The following is a 19,187-nucleotide window of genomic DNA, read 5'->3' on the forward strand; positions in this document are numbered from 1 at the left end:
AATAGGTTATAGCCTACTTGGCTTTCCTTGTCTGCGTCTATCCTGCTTGCTGATAACTGCCCTCAACCGCAGATTAGCTGAAGCAAGATAGGACGGAGCTAGTCTGGGGGGCAGCGTTTTTAACGAGGTTGATTGACCCCCAAGTGCAGAACCCTAAAATAGGCCGCTTTGTTTTTGCAGTGAGGAATAGCCATGAGCGACGAGCAACAGCCTTATATGCGTGAGGTGCGTTCTTTCGTTAAACGCTCCGGACGTATGACCCCCAGCCAGGCCAAGGCGCTGGAAACCCAGTTTGCCCAGTATGGACTCAAGCTGGAGCAGGGCTTGCTCGACCTGACCGCGGTCTTTGGCCGAGAGGCACCGCTGGTGGTAGAGATTGGCTTTGGCATGGGTGATTCCCTGGTGGCGATGGCCCAGGCGATGCCGGAGAAGAACTTTATCGGTATTGAAGTGCATGAGCCGGGGGTAGGGCGCCTACTTAACAATGTCGCCCTGGCGGGTTTGACCAACGTGCGGGTGTTCTGTGCCGATGCAATCAAGGTATTGGAGCAATGCCTGCCCGCCGCCAGCATTGATACCCTACAGCTGTTTTTCCCCGATCCCTGGCCAAAGAAAAAGCATCATAAACGGCGGATTGTGCAGCCCGCCTTTGCCGAACAGTTGCGTGGCCACCTGCGTGTAGGGGGGATATTCCATATGGCGACTGACTGGCAGCCCTATGCTGAACACATGATGGAAGTGATGACTGCGGCACCGGGTTATCGTAACCCGCTGGGTGAAGGCCAGTATGCTCCGCAGCCGGAACACCGGCCGGTGACCAAGTTCCAGCGGCGTGGGGAAAAGTTAGGTCATGGAGTATGGGATCTGATGTTCGAGCGCATCAGCTAATGCCTCGGTTGCAGGTAGGTGAGCAGGGTTGCGAATTGGACTCTGCCCAGCCGTTGCTGACGGCCCTGCAACAACTTGGCCTGCCGGTGCGGCAGGCCTGTCGCAATGGTGTGTGTGGTATCTGCCAGTGTCCGTTACTGAGTGGCCAGATTGACTACCGCCAGATTCAGCCGCGCGGCCTTAACCAGCAGGAGCTGGCGGCAGGCCGTATCCTGCCTTGCATTGCCTACCCTGCCTCGGCGGAGCTGGAATTGGGCGAGCCCTGCTATCCGGCACGTTAAGCATCCCCGGCTAATCTTAACCCCCTCTTAACCTCAGATTTGTTTTGCTGTGTGCCTCTTCGCTGAGTGGATACAGCCATGACCCTCTGTTTTAACCTCCTGATCGGCTTGTCGCTAAGCCTGTTGCTGGGCTGCAGCAGTCAGTTAAGGCTGCCTGAGGCACAGCCGGACGGGTTACCGGCAGCTTGGCAGGAAGCCAAGCACTGGCCGACATCGGCCTTGCCCCCCTTAACCACCGAGCTTTTGGCTCTGTTGAATAGCCCAGTGCTGCGCCGGCAGGTCGAGCAGGCATTGGCGGCCAACCTTGATTTACGCCAAACCGCTTTACGCTTACAGCAGCAGGGCTTACTGACGCGCCAGGCACAGGCGGGGCGTGTACCTGAGCTGAGCCTTAACCTGCAGAGTCAGCGCAGCTATCAGACGCAACAGTTTAATCACAGCCATACCCTGGGGCTGGAGTTGAGTTGGGAGCTGGATGTCTGGGGGCGGTTGGCCGACCAGCAGCGCTTAGCTGAGGAGGAGCATGAACAGCAGCGTCTGGATTACCAGGCGGCACGTGATTCCTTGGCGGCCAAGGTCATGCAGCTGTGGATCGAGCTCAGTCTGCGTGAGCAGCAAATGGCGATTGAGCAGCAATGGCTGGCCAGTCTGGCGTTAACCGCCAGCAGCAGTCGGGAGCGTTATCGCCAAGGGCTCGGTAGCCAGGCGGATTGGCAAACCGCCCAGGCCCAGCTGGCGCGCGCCCAGGCAGTACAGGCTGCGACTGCACAAAGCCAGGCGGAGGCCTGGCGCCAATTGGCGCTATGGCAGGGTAAGGCGCAGTCCAGCCCTCAACTCACCTCGCAAGCCCTTACTCATGACTGGCAGCTCTCGGCTCCGCCTGCCCTGGTGCCGGCCCAGTGGCTGGCACGGCGGGTGGATATTCAGGCGGCCTATCAGGGCATTCGCATCCGTGCCCGTCAGGCGGCCCTGGCGGAGAAGGCGCTGTTGCCTGGTTTCAACCTCAGCGCCAGCCTAAGCCAGGCCCGACCCGATCTGGGGGAACTGCTCAGTGGCTCCTCGGCCTGGAGTGTGCTGAACCGTATCACGGCCCCTCTATTTAACGGCGGCCGTTTGCGACGCCAGGCGGAAATCGCCGATTTAGAGGTGGAGGTCAGTTACCTGCGTTATCAGCACATTCTCCTGACGGCGCTGCATGAGGTGGAAAACAGCCTCAGTCGTGAGGCAAGTCTGGCCCAGCAGCAACAGCATTATCAGCAGGCCTTGCAGCATGCTGAACTCAGTGCCAGCCATTATCAGCAACGCTATCGGCAAGGGTTGGTCGATATCCTCGATTGGTTGAGTGCCGAACAGAATCTTTACAGCACCCGCCTGCAGTTATTGCAGACCCAGCAGGCCCGTCTGGTTAACCGCATTACCCTGGGGCTGGCCCTGGGCATGGGAGTTTAGTATGCAAAGGAGTTCGTCTTGGCTGGCCTGGCTTAGCCGTTTGGTGGGGGTGGCTCTGGTGCTGGGCAGTGCGCTGCTGACCCTGGAGGCGATTGAAGATCGACCTGTGCTGGAGGAGTCTGCACAGCCTCCCAGCCTGCCCCGGGTCAGTGTGCTGGCGTTAACGCCTGGCGAGCACTCAGCGCAACTGCAGGGCTATGCCGAGGTGCAGGCCAGCGAACAGATTAGGCTGCTGGCTCAGGTCAGCGGTCAGGTACGCTGGCGCCATCCCAGCTTGGTGGTGGGTGGAGAGGTGCAGCAGGGGGAGGTGCTGGTTGAGTTAGAGGCCAGTCGTTATGAAGCGGCGTTGGCCAGTGCTGAGCAAGGGGTGGCGGAAGCCAAGCTGGCGTTGTTGCAGGAGCAACAGCAGCAACAGCAGGCCGAGCAGGAGTGGCGCCGCAGTGGTCTAAGTCAGCAGCCGAGTTCGCTGTTGCTGCGCCAACCCCAGTTGCAGGCGGCCAAGGCGCGTTTGACCGCTGCGGAGAAAGCCCGTGCGCAAGCTAAGCAGGAGTTGGCATCCAGCCGGATTCGGGCACCTTTTGCCGCCGTGGTCAGTGAGGTGAATATCGGCCTGGGTAGTTATGTCGAGGCAGGCACTGCCTTGGCCAGTCTGAAGGCCAGTGAGGTGGCGGAGATGAGCCTGGCGCTCAGCCCAGCCCAGTGGCAATTACTGCCAGCGCAACCTCTGGGGTTGCCGGTGCGTATTCGTGACCCGCAACAGGGCGCGGCCGAGTGGCAGGGGCAGGTGGTACGAGTGGCAATGGAGCGTGACCAGCGCACCCGGCAGCGTCGTCTGATAGTGGCGCTGCAGCAGCCCTTGGCACAACAGCCCGCACTGCTCTTTGGCAGCTTTGTGGAGCTGAGCCTGCAGGGTGAGCGGCAACAGCAACTCTTTGCGCTACCGGCATCGGCACTGAGTGCCGCCGGGGAGCTCTGGTATGTGCAGGGGCAGAGTTTGCAACGCCAGGCGGTGCAGCCACTGTTCAGTCAGGCGGGTAAGGTCTTTGTGCCGCAACAGGGCTTACCGGCGCCGTTACTGCTGGTACGGCATCCCTTGGTGAGCTATTTGCCCGGGATGCGGGTGCAGCCGCAGCAGGAGCAGCAGCCATGAGCCATGATCAGCAACGCGGCTGGGTAGCCTGGTTTGCCAGTAATCCTGTGGCAGCCAATTTATTGATGTGGTTGATCCTGGTGGGCGGAGCTCTGTCTGCCGTCGGCCTGAAGGTGGAGGCCTTCCCCCCGCTGCCGCCTACTAGTATCAACGTGAGTGTGGAGTACCTCAGTGGTTCGGCCCAGGCAACGGAGCAGGGGGTGACCCTTAAGCTGGAAGAGGCTTTGCAGGGGGTAGCGGGGATTAAAAAAATCAGCAGTTGGTCCCACGAAGGAGGGGCCAGCCTGCGTATCGAGCGCAGCAGCGGCTATGACCTGGACAAGCTCTATACGGAGGTGAAAGGCCGCATCGACAGTCTGGGCACCTTACCCGCTAAAGCAGAAAAGCCAGTGGTGCGGCAGGAGGTGTATCTGGAGGATGCACTGAATGTACACATTTATGGCCCGGCGGAGGCCGAGGTACTGCAGCAAAGTGCGCGGCGCCTGCGCCAGCACCTGTTAAATCACCCCGCCATCGAACGGATTAATCTCAGTGGTAGCCAAAGTACTGAAGTCGCGATTGAACTGGATGAGCGGCAGTTGCAGGCCCAGGGGCTTAGCCTGGCGACGGTGGCCGAGCGGATAGCGGCCTCCTCTGTATTGGAAGGAGGGGGCGAGCTGCAGAGCAGTGAAGGGCGTTGGCTGCTACGTGCCGACCAGCCACGCTATTGGCAGCAGGAGTTTGCCGACATTCTGTTGAAGGAAACAGCGGATGGGCAGCGTTTGACCTTGGGGCAGGTGGCGCAGATCCAGGATGGCTATGTTCAGTCGTCGTTGCTGTCGCGTTTTAATGGCCAGCCGGCGATCTGGTTGGACATCAAGATGTATAAACGCTCCGACATCATGGCGATTGCTCAGGCCGTGCGGCAGGAGGTGAGCGCCTATCAGGCGCAACTCCCCGAGGGGGTGGAGGTGGCGATCTGGAATGACCAAAGCCAGTACATTGGCAGTCGCTTAAGCCTGCTGTTTAAAAACAGTCTCAGTGGACTGCTCTTGGTGATGGTGCTGCTGGCGCTCTTTCTTAATGTCCGGGTGGCGTTTTGGGTCGGCATGGGGATTCCGGTGATTGTTGCCGGCGCACTGTTGTTGATGGATATCCGCCTGTTTGATCTGAGCATCAATGAGCTGACCACCTTTGGTTTTATTATCGCTATTGGCATCGTTGTCGATGATGCAGTCGTGGTGGGGGAAAGCATTCACAGCGAGCACCAGCGTGCCGGGGCCTCGCTGGCGTCCACCATTCGTGGGGCGCAGCGGGTGGCGGTGCCCACGGTATTTGGTGTGCTCACGACGGTAGTGGCCTTTATGGCGTTGACGCTGGTGGAAGGGGAGATGGGTAAAATCTTCAGCTTCTTTGCCTATGCGGCGGCATTTTGTCTGGTGTTTTCGCTGCTGGAATCCAAATTGATTTTGCCCGCACACCTGGCCTCGTCACGGCGGTCGTCCACGGCGGCGCCCTCATGGCTGGGGCGTGGTTGGCGGCGCCTGCAGCAGGGGGCGGATGCAGGGTTGCAGTACTTTAGTCAACGCTGCTACCGGCCGCTGTTAACAAGGTTATTGCGCTACCCCGGTTTGGTGCTCTGTGTTGCCCTGTCGCTGCTGATTCTGGTGTTAGGCTGGGTGCCGGCGGGTAAGGTGCGGGCGGTGTTTTTTCCTGATATTCCCAGTGACTTTATCCAGGTGGAGTTGGCCACTGAGCCCGGTCTTAGCCAGCGTTTATTGCATCAGCAGGCACTGGCGCTGGAGCAACTGGCGCAGCAGGTCAGCCAGGAGGTGCAGCAAGAGTATCAATTAGCGCAGGCGCCGATTCCCCATCTGATGACCCTGGCCCATAAGGATGGCGCGGTCATTATTGCCGGCTTATCTCCCCGTGAGCAGCGGCCACTGGGGACGGAGCAATTGGCGCAGCGCTGGCAGCAGCGGGTGGGGGCCCTGGAAGGGGTGCGGAAGCTTAAGTTTATTACCGCCTGGGAGGGGGCTGCCGATGTGAGTATTGAGTTGCGTGCAGCGGAGGTTGAGGTTCTCCAGCAAGCCAGTGCCAGATTGCAGCAGCAGTTACAGCAATATCCCGGTGTCAGTGGCGTGCAAAACAGCCTGAAGGCGGCCCAGGCGCAAATCGAATTGCAGCTCACCCCGGCCGGTCAGGCTGCGGGTTTAACCACAGGGATGCTGGCGCAACAGCTGCAGCAGGCGTACCAGGGCTATGAAGTACAGCGTATGCAGCGCGATGGTGAGGAGGTCAAGGTGAAGGTGCGTTATCTGGCCTCCCAGCGGCAAACCGTGGATGACTTGCAGCGTGCGCACATTCGCACGGCGGAGGGACAGGTGTTGCCTTTAACCGCGGTGGCCAGTTGGCAGAGCCGTTATGTGGCGACCGAAATTGAGCGGGCGGATCGTAATCGGGTAGCGATCCTGAGTGCAGACCTGGATAAGGCGCAAGTCAGTTCGGCGGAGTTGATGCAGGCATTGGAGCAGGGGCTGTTCAGCCAATTGCGGCGGGATTATCCACAGCTGCAGATCGTTTTGGGGGGCGAGGCGCAGGAAGAGGCGGAGACCAATGCCTCCATGCAGACGGCCTTTGTGTTGGCGCTGATCGCCATTTATGCACTGATCGCGATTCCGCTGCGTTCTTACTGGCAGCCGTTGCTGATTATGGCGGCGATCCCCTTTGGCATTTTGGGAGCCTTAGTGGGACATTGGCTGCATGACTTGCCGCTGAGTGTGCTGTCGATGTTTGGCATCCTGGCCCTGTCTGGAGTGGTGGTGAATGACAGCTTGCTCCTGGTCAGTGCCTATAATGAGGGGCGCCGTCAGGGGATGGCGGTGGATCAGGCTTTGTTGGAGGCGGGGTGTAGCCGTCTGCGGGCGATTCTGCTGACCTCGGTGACCACCTATGCCGGGCTGGTGCCGTTGATTTGGGAAACGGCGGAGAATGCGCAGTTCCTGATACCGGCAGCAGTGGCGATGGGATACGGTATTTTAGCCGCCACCCTGATTACGCTGGTGTTGATCCCCAGTTTGATTCGCCTGGCTGAATCCCTGTTGTCGTTGCGACGGGAGCGTTGTTATCCACAGGAGGTGCAAGCATGAGCCCGCCATTACAGGTGTTGCTGGTCGAGGATGATTTTGATCTGGCCGCTTCGGTGGCTGACTACCTGGCCCTGGAGCAGATCGAAGTAGAGCTGGCCTACCATGGCCAGGCCGGGTTACAGCTGGCGTTACAGCAGCATTACGATGTCCTGCTGTTGGATCTGATGCTACCCCGGTTGGATGGCTTGAGCCTGTGCCAACAACTGCGGGCCGAAGGGGTGGATACGCCGGTGTTGATGTTAACCGCGCGGGATACCCTGGATGACAAGGTGGCGGGCTTCCGTGCCGGCAGCGATGACTACCTGGTCAAACCCTTTGCGCTGGAGGAGCTGGTGATGCGGGTGCGTGCCCTGGCCAGTCGGCGCAGTGGTCGTGCCCGGCGTTTGCAGGTGGCGGATTTATGTCTCGATCTGGATCGGCATCAGGCCTGGCGGGCAGATCAGTTACTCAAGTTGACCCCCAGTGGTTGGGTGTTATTGGAGGCGCTGGTTCGTGCCAGTCCTGCTTTATTAAGCCGTAGCCAGTTGGCCCAGCGTCTGTGGCCAGACAGCCCTCCGGACTCTGACGCCCTGAAGGTGCATTTATTTCATTTGCGTCAGCAGGTGGATAAACCCTTTGCCCGGCCATTGATTCACACCCGCCCGGGGCAGGGGGTATATCTGCAGCTTGAGGAGCAATAAATGCGTCTAGGTCAGTTAAGCATGCGTCAGGAACTCAGCCTGTTCGTGTTGGGTTTGGCGTTAATCTCGGCGTTATTTTTTGCCGAATGGTTATGGCGCTATTTCGAACAGGGGTTGGATCAGGCGATACGTTCCTCGCTGCTGATGGAGGCACGGGCCTTTGAGCAGGCTTATCGACAGAATCCGGAGGCGACACTGCCCCATACCTATTCCACCTACTTTTATCTGGATGACTGGCGCCAGGTGCCGGACTTTTATCAACAGCAGATTCCTTTGGCGGAACTGGCCCCTGGCCAGTTTTTTCTGACCGAATACAGCCCGCGAGGGGAAGGGCAATGGCGCGATGTGCGTTTTATTCAGGCCTATCACTACCCGCTGTTTGATGGCCGTTCGCTGTATTTGATCTCGAACTATGATGCCAACCTGATGAGCGCTGAGGAGTTACGGGAGTTTGAACGTCCCTGGTTTAACAGCTTATGGCTGGTGGCGGGCTATTTTCTGCTGATGTTGCTGGTGGTGCTGCTGTATAACTACCGGGTTTATTGCGCCAGTGAACGTCTGGCGCGATGGGCAGAGCGCTTGTCGATGGACACCTGGTCCGAGCCTTTGCCCGATTTTCGCTATCGGGAACTACGACGCATCGCCGAACAGTTGCAGGCGGCATTCGCCCGCATTGGCGCTTTGCTGAGTCAGCGTCAGCAGTTTTTACGCCATGCCAGCCACGAATTACGCACCCCTATTGCGGTGATTCGCGCCTGTATGGAGCTGTTGGAGCGGATGGAGATACCCGCTGCTGTGCAGCGCCCCCTGCAGCGGGTCAAGCGGGCCAATCATAGTATGCAGCAGTTGACCGAAACCCTGTTGTGGCTGAGCCGCGAGACTGAACAGCCGCCTGCCATTCGCAGTCTGAACCTGGCACAGGTGCTGGATGAGGTCAGTGAGGAGCTGCAATACCTGTTACAGGGCAAGGCAGTGATGGTGAATAAACACTATGGTGTGTCGGCTGAGCGGAGCCTGGCCGAGGTGCCGCTACGCATCGTATTGAGCAATCTGCTGCGCAATGCCTTCCAATACACCCAGGAGGGGGAGGTGCGCCTGGTGTTGGCGGCGGATCATATTGTGATTGAAAACCAGGAGTATCTGGAGGGCAGCAGTCGCCATCAGCCGGGTGCGGGTTTAGGGCTGCTGTTAGTCGAGCAAATTTGCCAGCGCTTGCAGTGGCAGGTGCAGAGTGAGGCGTTGGCGGCGGGCTGGCGGGTGCATTTGCAGTTGCCGAAGAACGGCCGAGGAGGGGGGCATGTTTAGCGTAGCCTCCATTGGGCGTAGTCACCGAGGGGTGATCAGCCTCACCTGGTTGATGGTATTGGCAGAGAATGGGCTGATGGTACTGTTGCCGCTGCTGATCGGTAACTGTATTGATGACCTGTTGGACGGACAAAGCGCCGGGGTCATCAACCTGGGTATGCTATTGCTGGCCTTAGTGGTGCTGGGGGTAGCACGTCGGTTCTACGACACTCGTGTCTACGGCAGTATTCGTGTCAGTCTTGGGATAGCGGTACAACAGCACTTACAGGGACAAGCACTCTCTAGCCGCAATGCGCGTTTGGACATGTCCCGGGAGCTGGTGGATTTTCTCGAAAATGAAGTGCCGCCACTCCTGACCGCGGTGATTCAGATTGTGGCGGCGATTGTCATTCTGGCCACTTTTTCCCCCTGGTTGTCCCTGAGTGCGATTCTGGCGGGGGGCGGTATGTTGTTGTTCTATGCCTGTGTGCATCAACGCTTTATTCGTCTTAATCAATTGCTCAATAACCAGCGGGAGCGACAGGTGAGCGTACTTGCCTCCTTGTCGCTCACAGGATTGCGTGTTCATCTCCGTAAATTACGCAGCCGGGAAGTGCGTCTATCCGATACCGAAGCGCTGTTATATGGGCTGATTTTTATCCTGCTGTTTGGCTTTGTGTTGACCAATCTGTATTTGACGGCGCAGCTGGTGGAACCCTCCACTGGGACGGTATTCGCCATCCTCAGCTATTCCCTCGAATTCGTGGAGGCTGCCGTGTTGTTGCCTATAACTTTGCAGGGGCTGTCTCGCCTGGCCGAAATTAGTAGTCGGCTGCAGCAGGTGGAGAGTTTGAGGGAGGCTTAAGCCTCCCTCTGACGTATTGGCCTACAGACTCTTAAAGAACACCTTGGAGTTACGTTGGAAGTTGTAGAGCGCCTGTTTTTTCGCGGGTAAGCGACTCATGGGGGCAGGGGCAAAGCCATGCTCCAGGAACCAGTGGGCGGTGCGGGTGGTGAGTACAAAGAGTTCTTTGATGCCCTGTTTACGCGCCCGGCGCTCGATTTTTTCCAGCAGTTGCTCGCCGCGATCACCACCCCGGTATTGGGAATGTACTGCGACACAGGCCAGCTCCGCGCAGCCTTCATCGGGGAAGGGGTAAAGCGCAGCACAGGCGATAATGGTGCCGTCCCGGTCGATCAGGGTGAAACGCTCAATCTCCGCCTCTAGCAGCTCACGGGAGCGGCGCACCAGGATGCCTGCCTCTTCCAGGGGGCGCAGCAGTTCCAGCAGGCCACCGACATCTTCAATGGTGGCTTGGCGGACCTGCTCATAGGACTGCTCCACCACCATGGTGCCGCTGCCCTCGCGGGAGAAGAGTTCGGTCAGCAGGGCGCCATCCTGGCGGTAGGAAATCAAATGGGTACGGCTGACGCCGCCTTTGCAAGCGCCGACCAGCGCCTGCAGCACCCGCGCCAGTTCGCTGATCGGCTCATCGGCCCCCATGCGGGCGGAATGCAGGCGAATCAGGCGCTCGGCCTTGGGTACCACCAATTCGTTAATCACCTGGCCGCGGCTGTTGACGACCCCCTGATCGGCGCTAAAGGCAATCAGTTTATCGGCTTTGAGGGCGATGGCCGCCTGGGTAGCCACTTCTTCTACGGAGAGGTTGAATGCCTCGCCGGTGGGGGAGTAGCCGATATTGGATAGCAGCACGATGGCGTTGTCGTTCAGCAGGCGGTTGATCGCCGAGGCATCGATACGGCGGACTTCGCCGGTGTAATACATGTCCTGGCCTTCACTGACGCCAATCGGCCGGGCGGCGACAAAATTGCCCCCCACCACGCGGATACGGGCATTGTGCATGGGGGAATTGGCCAGCCCCATCGACATCAGCGCTTCGATATTGATCCGCGCCACCCCCACTGCTTCCTTCACGCACTCCAGAGTGTCTTCGTCGGTGATCCGTTGGTGCAGGTGCAGGCGATTAGGGAGACCTTTGGCCTGTAGCCGTGCCTCGATCTGCGGGCGGGTACCGTGGATCAGCACCAGGCGCACCCCCAGGCTGTTGAGCAGGGCGATATCGTGAATGATGTTGCTGAAGTTGGGGTGCTCCAGCGCCTCTCCCCCCAACATGATGACAAAGGTCTTGCCCCGATGGGCATTGATATAGGGGGAAGAGTGGCGAAACCAGCTGACGTATTCGTGAGCGTTCACTTGGGTTTTTGCACCTCGGCTGACGGTGAAGTCAAACAGTAATGGCTGATTAATCGACGCAAAATGCCAATGGCTGGATCGATCTGATCCAGGGCAAGATATTCGTTGGGTTGGTGGGCCTGGTCAATGGAGCCGGGGCCTAAAATCAGGGTTTCCATGCCCAGTTGCTGCAAAAACGGCCCCTCGGTGGCAAAGGCCACACTTTCCGCCGGCTGACCGCTTAATTGCTCGCAGATCTGTACCAGCTCAGCATCCCGCGCATTTTGGAAGGCGGGCACGCCGCCAAATAAGGGGTAGAAATCAAATTCCACCCCGGCCCGCTCGGCAACGGGACGCAGGCGCCGTTCCAGCTCGGCATGCAGGGCATCATTATCCATTCCCGGCAGGGGGCGCAGGTCAAACTCAAGCTCGCAACTGGCGCAGATGCGGTTGGGGTTATCGCCGCCATGAATACAGCCCAGGTTGAGGGTGGGCACGGAGACGGCAAAACTGGCGTCCTGATAGCGGTTTTGCAGTTCGCTGCGGAACTGCAGCAGCTCAGCCAGCATGAGATGCATCGCCTCCATGGCGTTGTTGCCCAGTGCCGGGTTGGAGGAGTGGCCCGCCTGACCGGTCAGGCGCAAGCCCTGCATCATAATGCCTTTGTGCTGATAGATCGGCTTGAGGCTGGTGGGCTCGCCAATGATGGCTTTGCGCGCCCGGGGTTTGCCCGCCGCTGCCAGGGCGCGGGCGCCGCTCATGGACGACTCTTCATCTGCGGTAGCCAGGATAATCAGCGGCTCTTGGAAGCGTTGCTCCAACAGCGGTCGTGCCGCCTCGATGGCAATCGGGAAAAAGCCTTTCATGTCGCAGCTGCCGAGACCGTACCAGCGCTGGTCTTTTTCGACCAGTTTGAAGGGATCACTTTGCCAGCGCTCAGGGTTACAGGGCACGGTGTCGGTATGTCCGGCCAGCACCAGGCCGCCGGGGCCGCTGCCATAGGTGGCGAGCAGATTAAATTTGCCGGGGCTGATGGGCATGATCTCGGTACGAAAGCCGAGGCTGCTGAGCCAGGACTCCAGCAGCAGTATCACTCCTTCATTGCTCATATCCAGCTCCGCCCGGGTACAGCTGACCGAGGGGGTGGCAATTAACTGGCGCAGTTGCTCCTGCAGGGTAGGTAGGCGCGGCATGATCTTTCTCCTTAATGCTGTTTACCCTAAGACGCCCACGGGTTCAGGTCAAATGGGCCTTGCCTTGCCGGGTGGGGGAGGGTTAGATAGCAGCCAGAGTTTCTGGGGGAGCGCAACATGGAACAGATGAACTGGGCACAATTACTCTGCAGTGAGCGATTGGGCAAGCAGGAGCAGGAAGAGTATGAAGCCGGGCGGACGCCCTTTCATAAGGACCATGATCGTATCTTCTTCTCTAATGCCTTTCGCCGTCTGTGCAAAAAGACCCAGGTGCACAGCCTGTCCCATAATGACAATGTGCATAATCGCCTGACCCATTCCCTGGAGGTCAGTTGCGTGGGGCGTAGCCTGGGGGTGCAGGTGGGGCGGGCGCTGAAGCAGGCCGGCCAGCTACCGCCGGGCTTTAGTGGCCATGATGTGGGGGCTATCGTGCAGTCTGCCTGTTTGGCCCATGATATTGGCAACCCGCCCTTTGGCCATTTTGGCGAGGCCTCAATCCGCCACTGGTTTATGGAGGCCAGAGAGAAAGGCTGGCTGGATGGCCTGACCGCGGCGCAGCAACAGGACTTTTTGGTATTTGAAGGCAATGCCCAGGGCTTTCGGGTGCTGACCCAGCTGGAGTATCACTATCAAAAAGGCGGAATGCGACTGACCTATGCCACCCTGGGCAGTTTCCTCAAGTATCCCTGGTTATCGGATCATCCCCTGGCGCAGCAAAAAGGCAAATATGGCTGTAATCAGGCCGAGCGTGGTCTGCTGGAGCAGATTACCCAGCGCCTCGGGCTGCTGGCGCGGCCAGAGGGGGGATGGTATCGCCATCCGTTGGTGTATCTGATGGAGGCCGCTGATGATATCTGTTACGCCATTCTCGATCTGGAGGATGGGGTGGAGCTGGGGCTGCTGCGTGAGCAGGAGGTGATGAATATCCTGCGGCCGTTGGTGGGAGAGGCGAAAATTCAGGCGGTGAAGGGGGCGGATTATCCCTGCGCTTTTTCTGCTAACTCCACCAAACACCTGGCCCTGCTGCGAGGTAAGGCGATTGAACATCTGGTGGCGGCGGTTTGTGCGGCCTTTATTGCCAACCAGCAGCAGATTCTCAGCGGTAAGTTGGAGGGAGACTTGATCAGCCACTGTGATCAGGCTACCCGTGACTGTATTGGTCAGGCCAAGGCGATTGCCCGTCAGCGCATTTTTAACCATAACGATCGTACCCGCTCCGAGATCGGTGCCTTCGCCACCCTGGAAAAACTGCTGACTCACTTTATTCAAGCCGCACGGGAGCAGGCCCTGCAACCGCAGTTGAGTTTTAAGAGCGAGCGTTTGCTGTTGTTGATGGGCTCCAGTCGACCGATGCCCGGCGATGATCTCTATACCAGTTATTTGAAGGTGCTCGACTATATCAGCGGCATGACGGATAACTTTGCCGTGGCCACGGCGCGGGAAATCACCGGCCACTTCCCTTCTGTTTAAGGTGCGCGAGATGAGCAAAGAAATTGAGCTGAAGTTGAGCCTGGTACCCGAAGCGATTGAGCAGTTGGAGGTGCATCCGCTGCTGCAGCTGGCCCAATACCAGGGGCGCAAGCACCTGTTAAACACCTATTTTGATACCCCAGCGCTGCACCTGCAGCAGCAGCGTATTGCCCTGCGTATCCGCCAGCGCGGGCCGGAGGACTTTGTCCAGACCCTGAAAACCCAGGGCAGTAGCCTGGGGGGATTATCCCAGCGGGGGGAGTGGGAAGTCCCCCTGGCTCAACCGGCTTTGCAGTTGGAGTTATTACCAGAGGGCGCTTGGCCGGTGGAACTTAAAGGGATTAAGCAACAACTCCAACCGGCTTTTCGCACCGATTTTCAGCGCCGCCAATGGTTGCTGGAGTGGCAGGGCAGCCGTATCGAATTGGTGCTGGATCAGGGGGTGATTGAGGTTGGAGAACAGCAACAGCCGCTCTGTGAGGTGGAGCTGGAGCTGTTACAGGGCCAGCCGGAAACCCTGTTGCAACTGGGCCGGCAACTGAGTGACAAGGTGGCGCTGCAGCCCTGTGATATCAGCAAAGCCGAGCGTGGTTATCGCTTATTCAGCCAGCAATGGCAGCCTCGTCCGCTGCCAGAGCCCGCCTGGGCAGGCTTAAGCCTGGAGCAGGCTTATCAAGCTCAGCTGCAATGGCTGGCCACCCGTTGGGGACAACAGTGGCAGCTCTATCTGTATCAACCGCAGTGGCAACAGGGGCAAGTACTGCTGCAGTTGTTACAGCAAATGCAGCATACATTGGAGGCTTTCACACCGGTGTTGGGGCTGGCGCCTGTGTCCGTCTTGCAGCCGTTGCGCCAGGGATTGAGTGAATTACAAGGTGCGTTGGCCTGGCGGGAACTGCAACAGCAATGGCAACTGCCGGACAGCCATCCATTGGTGCAGAGTGGTCAGCAGCTCGTGCAGCAACGCTTGCAGGAATTGAATCTGGCGCTCTGGCCGGGGCAGTTGTTGTTGGGGTTACAAAGCTGGTTGTATAGCCGGGGCTGGCAGGAGCAGTTGAGCGAGGAGCAACATCGACTCTGCCAGGCGCCGCTGCTCTCCTCCCAGGCGCTAGGTTAGCGTGGCAGGCTGAAACACAGACGTGCCCCCTGCTGGCAGGGTTCGGCCCAGATGCGGCCCTGATGCAGGCGGATAATTTGCCGACAGATCGCTAAACCGAGGCCGGTGCCGCCGGCTCCGGTGCGGCTATGACGGCTTTGCGCAAACTTGTCGAAGACGCTTTCCAGCTCATCCTCGGGGATGCCAATGCCCTGATCTTCAATGCTGGCCAACAGTTGTGACTCCTGCTGCTGCAGGCGGATGAGAATCTTGCCCTGTGCAGGGCTGAAGCGCGCTGCATTGGCGAGGAGGTTGATCCATACCTGCGCCATTTGATGGGCATCGGCCTGCAACGGTTGCAACTGGCCGTCGGTTTCGATGCTCACCTGTAGCTGTTTGTCATTGAGCAAGGGCTCCAGTTCCTGCAGGCAGTGTTCCAACAGTGCATGCATCTCCACCGCGGAGGGGGTAAACAGCACCCGTCCGGCTTCCAATTTAGCTAAGTCGAGCAGGTTGTTGAGCAGATGCAGCAGGCGTTGGCCACTCTCATGGATGCGCAAAAAATAGTGGCCGAGCTTTTCCACCGGTGCCTGATGGGCGCGTTTTTCGCCCATGCTGGCAAAGTTAAGAATGGCGTGCATCGGTGTACGTAGCTCGTGTGACATATTGGCGAGAAACTCTGTTTTGGCCATATCCGCCTGGCGTGCCGCCAGCAGGGATTGCAGGCGGGCATTGGCGCCCTCCAGCAGGACCACCAGGTTGTCTTTCAGGCGGCCATGGCGCAGTGGGTCCTCTACCGGCATATTGGTCACCCGTAAGCTGACCTGGGGGAAGTGCACCAGGGTGTGGGCACCCTGATCGCTGATTCGTTCGGCCTGATATTGCAGCGCCGGGCGGTCTGCCTCGTTCAGCGGCTGCCCCTGCTGATCCAACCAGAGCTGTTGCCCCAGCCGCAGTTGCCCCTGTAAGCCAAATTCCTTCAACACGCTAAACAGCTCGCGGGCCAGGGCGTCTTCGTCCTGGCAGGCAAAGCTACGTTGCAAAAAGCCGATTACCTGCCCCAACTCTGAGTTGGCGGCCATCACCATCATGGCGAAATCAAGGGAGGTGTCGCTGGGTGGTGGGATATCGCTCATGGTGGGGTCCTGTTCGGCGCTACGGCTGCGGATCATTGTTATAGGCTAAAGACTGGATTATGTTGGAGCAAGCTGCCTTAGCACCCGGAGGCTCGCCTTGGCTCTGGGTTTGTCATTCGTCATCGCCAGGAGTGCTCATGCTGCAACCTGACTTCAGCACTGTTCCCGCTTGTTTCCATGCTCACCTTAGCCAGGCTTGGCAACGTTTACAGGAGTGCCCCCAGGCGGAGGCAATTGCCGCTGCCTTGGCTACCGCGGAGTCAGCGCGGCAGCAGCAATTATGGCGGGTATTGGTGGGCAGTGACTATGTGCTGGAGCAATGGTTGAAGCGGCCCCAGTGGTTGCTGGCCAGGCTGGAAGGCCAGCCTGCGCTGGCCAGTGAGGATTATGCCCGCCGTTTGCAGGAAGTGTTGGCAACAGTCACCGATGAAGCCGAGCTGATGCGCCAACTGCGGCTATTCCGCCATGAGCGGATGCAGGAACTGATCTGGTTGGATCTGAACCGCTTGCAACCGATGCCACTGTTAACCCTGGCGCTGTCACGCTTGGCAGATTGCTGTACCCAACAAGCGCTGGATTGGTTGTATCCACGCCTGGCGGAGCGTTGGGGTACGCCCTATGGTCGCTATAGCCAGCAACCACAGCAATTGGTGGTGTTGGGGATGGGCAAGCTGGGGGCTAATGAGCTGAATCTGTCTTCTGATATCGATCTGATCTTCGCCTATGCGGAAAAGGGCGAGACCCAGGGTGGACGCAAGTCGGTTTCTAATGAGGAATTTTTTGCCAAGCTGGGGCAAAACCTGATCAAGGTGCTGGATCACAGTACCGCCGAAGGCTTTGTTTTCCGGGTGGATATGCGCCTGCGCCCTTATGGCAGTGCTGGCACCTTGGTGCCGAGCTTCGGGGCGATGGAATCCTACTACCAGGAGCAGGGGCGGGACTGGGAACGCTATGCCATGATCAAAGCCCGGGTGATGGCCGGTGATCAGCAGGCGGGTAGCCAGTTGCTCGATATGCTGCGTCCCTTTGTTTATCGGCGTTATCTGGACTACAGCGCCTTTGAATCGCTGCGCGGTATGAAGCAGATGATCAACCGCGAAGTGCGACGCAAAGGGTTAGAGGACAACGTCAAGCTGGGGCAGGGGGGAATCCGGGAGGTGGAGTTTATTGCTCAGGCCTTTCAGCTGATTCGTGGTGGCCGTGATCAGCGCTTACAGGCGCGGGAGTTGCTACGGGTCTTGCCACAATTACCTGACTCGGTAGGGATGCCTGCCAGCGCCGTGGCGGAGCTATTGGCGGCCTATGAGTTTTTACGTAATACCGAGCATGGTATTCAGGCGCTGCGTGATGAGCAGAGCCAGTTGTTACCGGCCAGTGAGTTTGATCGCCAGCGTTTGGCCTGGAGCCAGTGTTTGCAGGATTGGCCCAGCTTTATGCAGCAGCTGGAGCAGCATCGTGTACGGGTGCGGGCGCACTTCAACGAGGTGATCAGCGATCCTGAAGATGAGCAGCCGCGGCAGGAACAGGCCCAGGTGCAGCAGTGGCTCAGCCTGTGGGAGCAAAGTGATGAAGCTTATGATGACAGCGCTTGCCAATGGCTGGCGGAGCAAGGATTCCAGGATAGTGAGCGGGTACGCTTAGCGATTGATAAGCTGCGCACCAGTCGCGCCCATCAGGTGATGCAGGCGATTGGGCAGGAGCGTTTGCAGGCGTTGGTGCCGCTCTTACTGGCCCAGGTCGGCAAAGCCAAGGAGCCAGAACAGACCCTGGAGCGGGTGCTGCAGCTGGTGGAGGCCGTGCTGCGCCGCACCGCGTATCTGGTGTTGTTGGTGGAAAACCCCTCGGCGTTGGAGCAACTGGTGCGTCTGTCCGCTGAAAGCGCCTGGTTCGCTACCCACCTAGCTCGTTATCCGGTGTTACTGGATGAATTGATTGATGTGCAGAGTCTCTACCGGGCGCCGGATCGTCATCGTTTGGCGATGGAGCTGCATCAGCTGCTGCTGCGTACCCCTGAGCAGGACGTGGAGCAGCTGATGGAGGCATTGCGTTACTTCAAGAATGCCCAGAGCTTACGAGTGGCGGCGGCGGACATTACCGGTGTGCTGCCGTTGATGAAGGTGTCCGATGCCCTGACCTTTGTGGCCGAGGTGATTCTGCAGAAAGTGCTGGAAGTGGCCTGGCAGCAGCTGGTGGATAAACATGGTCGCCCCCTGCGTGGCGATGGTGAGCCCTGTGAACGGGACTTTATTATTGTCGGCTATGGCAAGCTGGGGGGGATTGAGCTGTCCTATGGCTCCGACCTGGATCTGGTCTTTATCCATGATGCTGATCCGAATGGGGATACCGAAGGGCCGGAGCGGGTGATCCCCAATCAGACCTTCTTTACCCGCTTGGGGCAGAAAATTATCCATCTGCTGACCACCTTTACCCCCTCCGGGCAACTCTACGAGGTGGATATGCGCTTGCGTCCCTCCGGCGCCTCGGGCCTGTTAGTGAGTTCTCTGCAGGCTTTTGTCAGCTATCAGCATGAGCAGGCCTGGACCTGGGAGCAGCAGGCACTGGTGCGGGCGCGGGTGGTGGCGGGCAGTGAACGTTTGGGGCAGGCATTTGAGCAGGCCAGGGTAGCCGCCTTGGCCCGTCCCAGAGAGCGGGAGGTTCTACGTCAGGAAGTGGTGCAGATGCGGCAAAAGATGCGCGATAACCTGGGCAGTGCGGCGGCCAAGGCGGAGGGGGAGGCAAACTTTCACCTCAAGCAGGATGCCGGGGGGATTGTTGATATCGAGTTCTTGGTGCAATTTTTGGCGTTGGCCCATGCCCATCAGTACCCGCAGTTGGTGCAGTATTCCGACAATATCCGCATTCTGGAGGCAGCAGAGCAGTTGGGCTTGTTGACCGTCGAGCAGGCAGAAAGTCTGCGTGAAGCCTATAAAGCCTATCGTGCGGTAGGCCATCGTCTGACGCTGCAGAATCGCTCGGGGGTTGTTACCGATGGTCAGCTGGATGCCTTGCGCACCCAGGTCAGCCAGTTATGGCAGGAGTTGGTTGAGGGGCAGGGCGAGAGCGGTGCGTCCTAAACGCCTGCTGCGGCGTCAGCGTTTACAGCTGGGCAGACGCCGGCGTCATCAGTTGCGGTTGGCGCCCTGGTCGAGTGTGACCGTCCAAGCGTGGTTACCCTATGCGGCGCAATGGCCCTATGCGCAGGCCTCGTAGCCTGCTCGTTGGGCAGTGCTCGCCCTCA

General features: G+C 58.9%; 15 protein-coding genes. 12 read left to right on the forward strand and 3 right to left on the reverse strand.

Annotated features, from left to right (window positions below):
- Positions 1-192: 192 nt before the first annotated feature.
- The 8 genes from trmB to Q334_RS0102965 all read left to right on the forward strand — a co-directional run bounded on the left by trmB (position 193) and on the right by Q334_RS0102965 (position 9,725).
- Positions 193-888 (forward strand): tRNA (guanosine(46)-N7)-methyltransferase TrmB, encoded by a 696-nt coding sequence (gene trmB, locus Q334_RS0102930; RefSeq protein ID WP_027311896.1) that lies wholly within the window; start codon positions 193-195, stop codon positions 886-888.
- Positions 888-1,169, forward strand: a complete 282-nt coding sequence (locus Q334_RS17825) for a 2Fe-2S iron-sulfur cluster-binding protein (protein WP_035460550.1) — start codon at positions 888-890, stop codon at positions 1,167-1,169. Before trmB ends, Q334_RS17825 begins: the two co-directional genes overlap by 1 nt.
- Positions 1,170-1,247: 78 nt before the next feature.
- Positions 1,248-2,618, forward strand: coding sequence for a TolC family protein (locus tag Q334_RS0102940; RefSeq protein ID WP_051527475.1), 1,371 nt, complete (start codon positions 1,248-1,250; stop codon positions 2,616-2,618).
- Position 2,619: 1 nt separating this feature from the next.
- Complete coding sequence (locus Q334_RS17830) at positions 2,620-3,768, forward strand: efflux RND transporter periplasmic adaptor subunit (protein WP_051527476.1); 1,149 nt, start codon at positions 2,620-2,622, stop codon at positions 3,766-3,768.
- The gene (locus Q334_RS0102950; RefSeq protein ID WP_027311898.1) at positions 3,765-6,896 is read left to right on the forward strand and encodes an efflux RND transporter permease subunit; all 3,132 of its coding nucleotides are present in this window, start codon (positions 3,765-3,767) and stop codon (positions 6,894-6,896) included. The genes Q334_RS17830 and Q334_RS0102950 overlap by 4 nt, the downstream gene beginning before the upstream one ends.
- Positions 6,893-7,576: a response regulator transcription factor gene (locus tag Q334_RS0102955; RefSeq protein WP_027311899.1), complete on the forward strand. Its 684-nt coding sequence runs from the start codon at positions 6,893-6,895 to the stop codon at positions 7,574-7,576. Before Q334_RS0102950 ends, Q334_RS0102955 begins: the two co-directional genes overlap by 4 nt.
- Complete coding sequence (locus Q334_RS19805) at positions 7,577-8,881, forward strand: sensor histidine kinase (RefSeq protein WP_051527477.1); 1,305 nt, start codon at positions 7,577-7,579, stop codon at positions 8,879-8,881. It abuts the gene before it with no gap.
- Positions 8,874-9,725: an ABC transporter six-transmembrane domain-containing protein gene (locus tag Q334_RS0102965; protein WP_035460551.1), complete on the forward strand. Its 852-nt coding sequence runs from the start codon at positions 8,874-8,876 to the stop codon at positions 9,723-9,725. The genes Q334_RS19805 and Q334_RS0102965 overlap by 8 nt, the downstream gene beginning before the upstream one ends.
- Before the next feature lie 21 nt (positions 9,726-9,746).
- On the opposite strand, the gene argA is transcribed toward Q334_RS0102965, so the two are convergent.
- Together argA and argE are read right to left on the reverse strand one after the other, a co-directional pair.
- Positions 9,747-11,075 (reverse strand): amino-acid N-acetyltransferase, encoded by a 1,329-nt coding sequence (argA, locus tag Q334_RS0102970; protein ID WP_027311901.1) that lies wholly within the window; start codon positions 11,073-11,075, stop codon positions 9,747-9,749.
- Positions 11,072-12,247: an acetylornithine deacetylase gene (gene argE / locus Q334_RS0102975; RefSeq protein WP_027311902.1), complete on the reverse strand. Its 1,176-nt coding sequence runs from the start codon at positions 12,245-12,247 to the stop codon at positions 11,072-11,074. The genes argA and argE overlap by 4 nt, the downstream gene beginning before the upstream one ends.
- A 117-nt stretch (positions 12,248-12,364) precedes the next feature.
- Between argE and Q334_RS0102980 the strand changes: the two genes are divergently transcribed.
- The gene (locus Q334_RS0102980) at positions 12,365-13,717 is read left to right on the forward strand and encodes a deoxyguanosinetriphosphate triphosphohydrolase (protein ID WP_211249478.1); all 1,353 of its coding nucleotides are present in this window, start codon (positions 12,365-12,367) and stop codon (positions 13,715-13,717) included.
- A gap of 10 nt (positions 13,718-13,727) precedes the next feature.
- Complete coding sequence (locus tag Q334_RS19810; protein WP_051527478.1) at positions 13,728-14,834, forward strand: CYTH domain-containing protein; 1,107 nt, start codon at positions 13,728-13,730, stop codon at positions 14,832-14,834.
- Here Q334_RS19810 and Q334_RS17845 read toward each other — a convergent pair.
- On the reverse strand, positions 14,831-15,949 hold the full coding sequence (locus Q334_RS17845) for a sensor histidine kinase (protein ID WP_051527479.1): 1,119 nt from the start codon (positions 15,947-15,949) through the stop codon (positions 14,831-14,833). The genes Q334_RS19810 and Q334_RS17845 overlap by 4 nt on opposite strands.
- Positions 15,950-16,086: 137 nt before the next feature.
- On the opposite strand from Q334_RS17845, the gene glnE reads away from it, so the two are divergent.
- Positions 16,087-19,023, forward strand: coding sequence for a bifunctional [glutamate--ammonia ligase]-adenylyl-L-tyrosine phosphorylase/[glutamate--ammonia-ligase] adenylyltransferase (gene glnE, locus Q334_RS0102995; RefSeq protein WP_027311905.1), 2,937 nt, complete (start codon positions 16,087-16,089; stop codon positions 19,021-19,023).
- The gene (locus Q334_RS20395) at positions 19,013-19,159 is read left to right on the forward strand and encodes a hypothetical protein (RefSeq protein WP_155888945.1); all 147 of its coding nucleotides are present in this window, start codon (positions 19,013-19,015) and stop codon (positions 19,157-19,159) included. The genes glnE and Q334_RS20395 overlap by 11 nt, the downstream gene beginning before the upstream one ends.
- Positions 19,160-19,187 lie beyond the last annotated feature (28 nt).

Origin of the sequence: Balneatrix alpica DSM 16621, from assembly GCF_000619885.1 — a bacterium.
Lineage (GTDB): Bacteria > Pseudomonadota > Gammaproteobacteria > Pseudomonadales > Balneatricaceae > Balneatrix > Balneatrix alpica.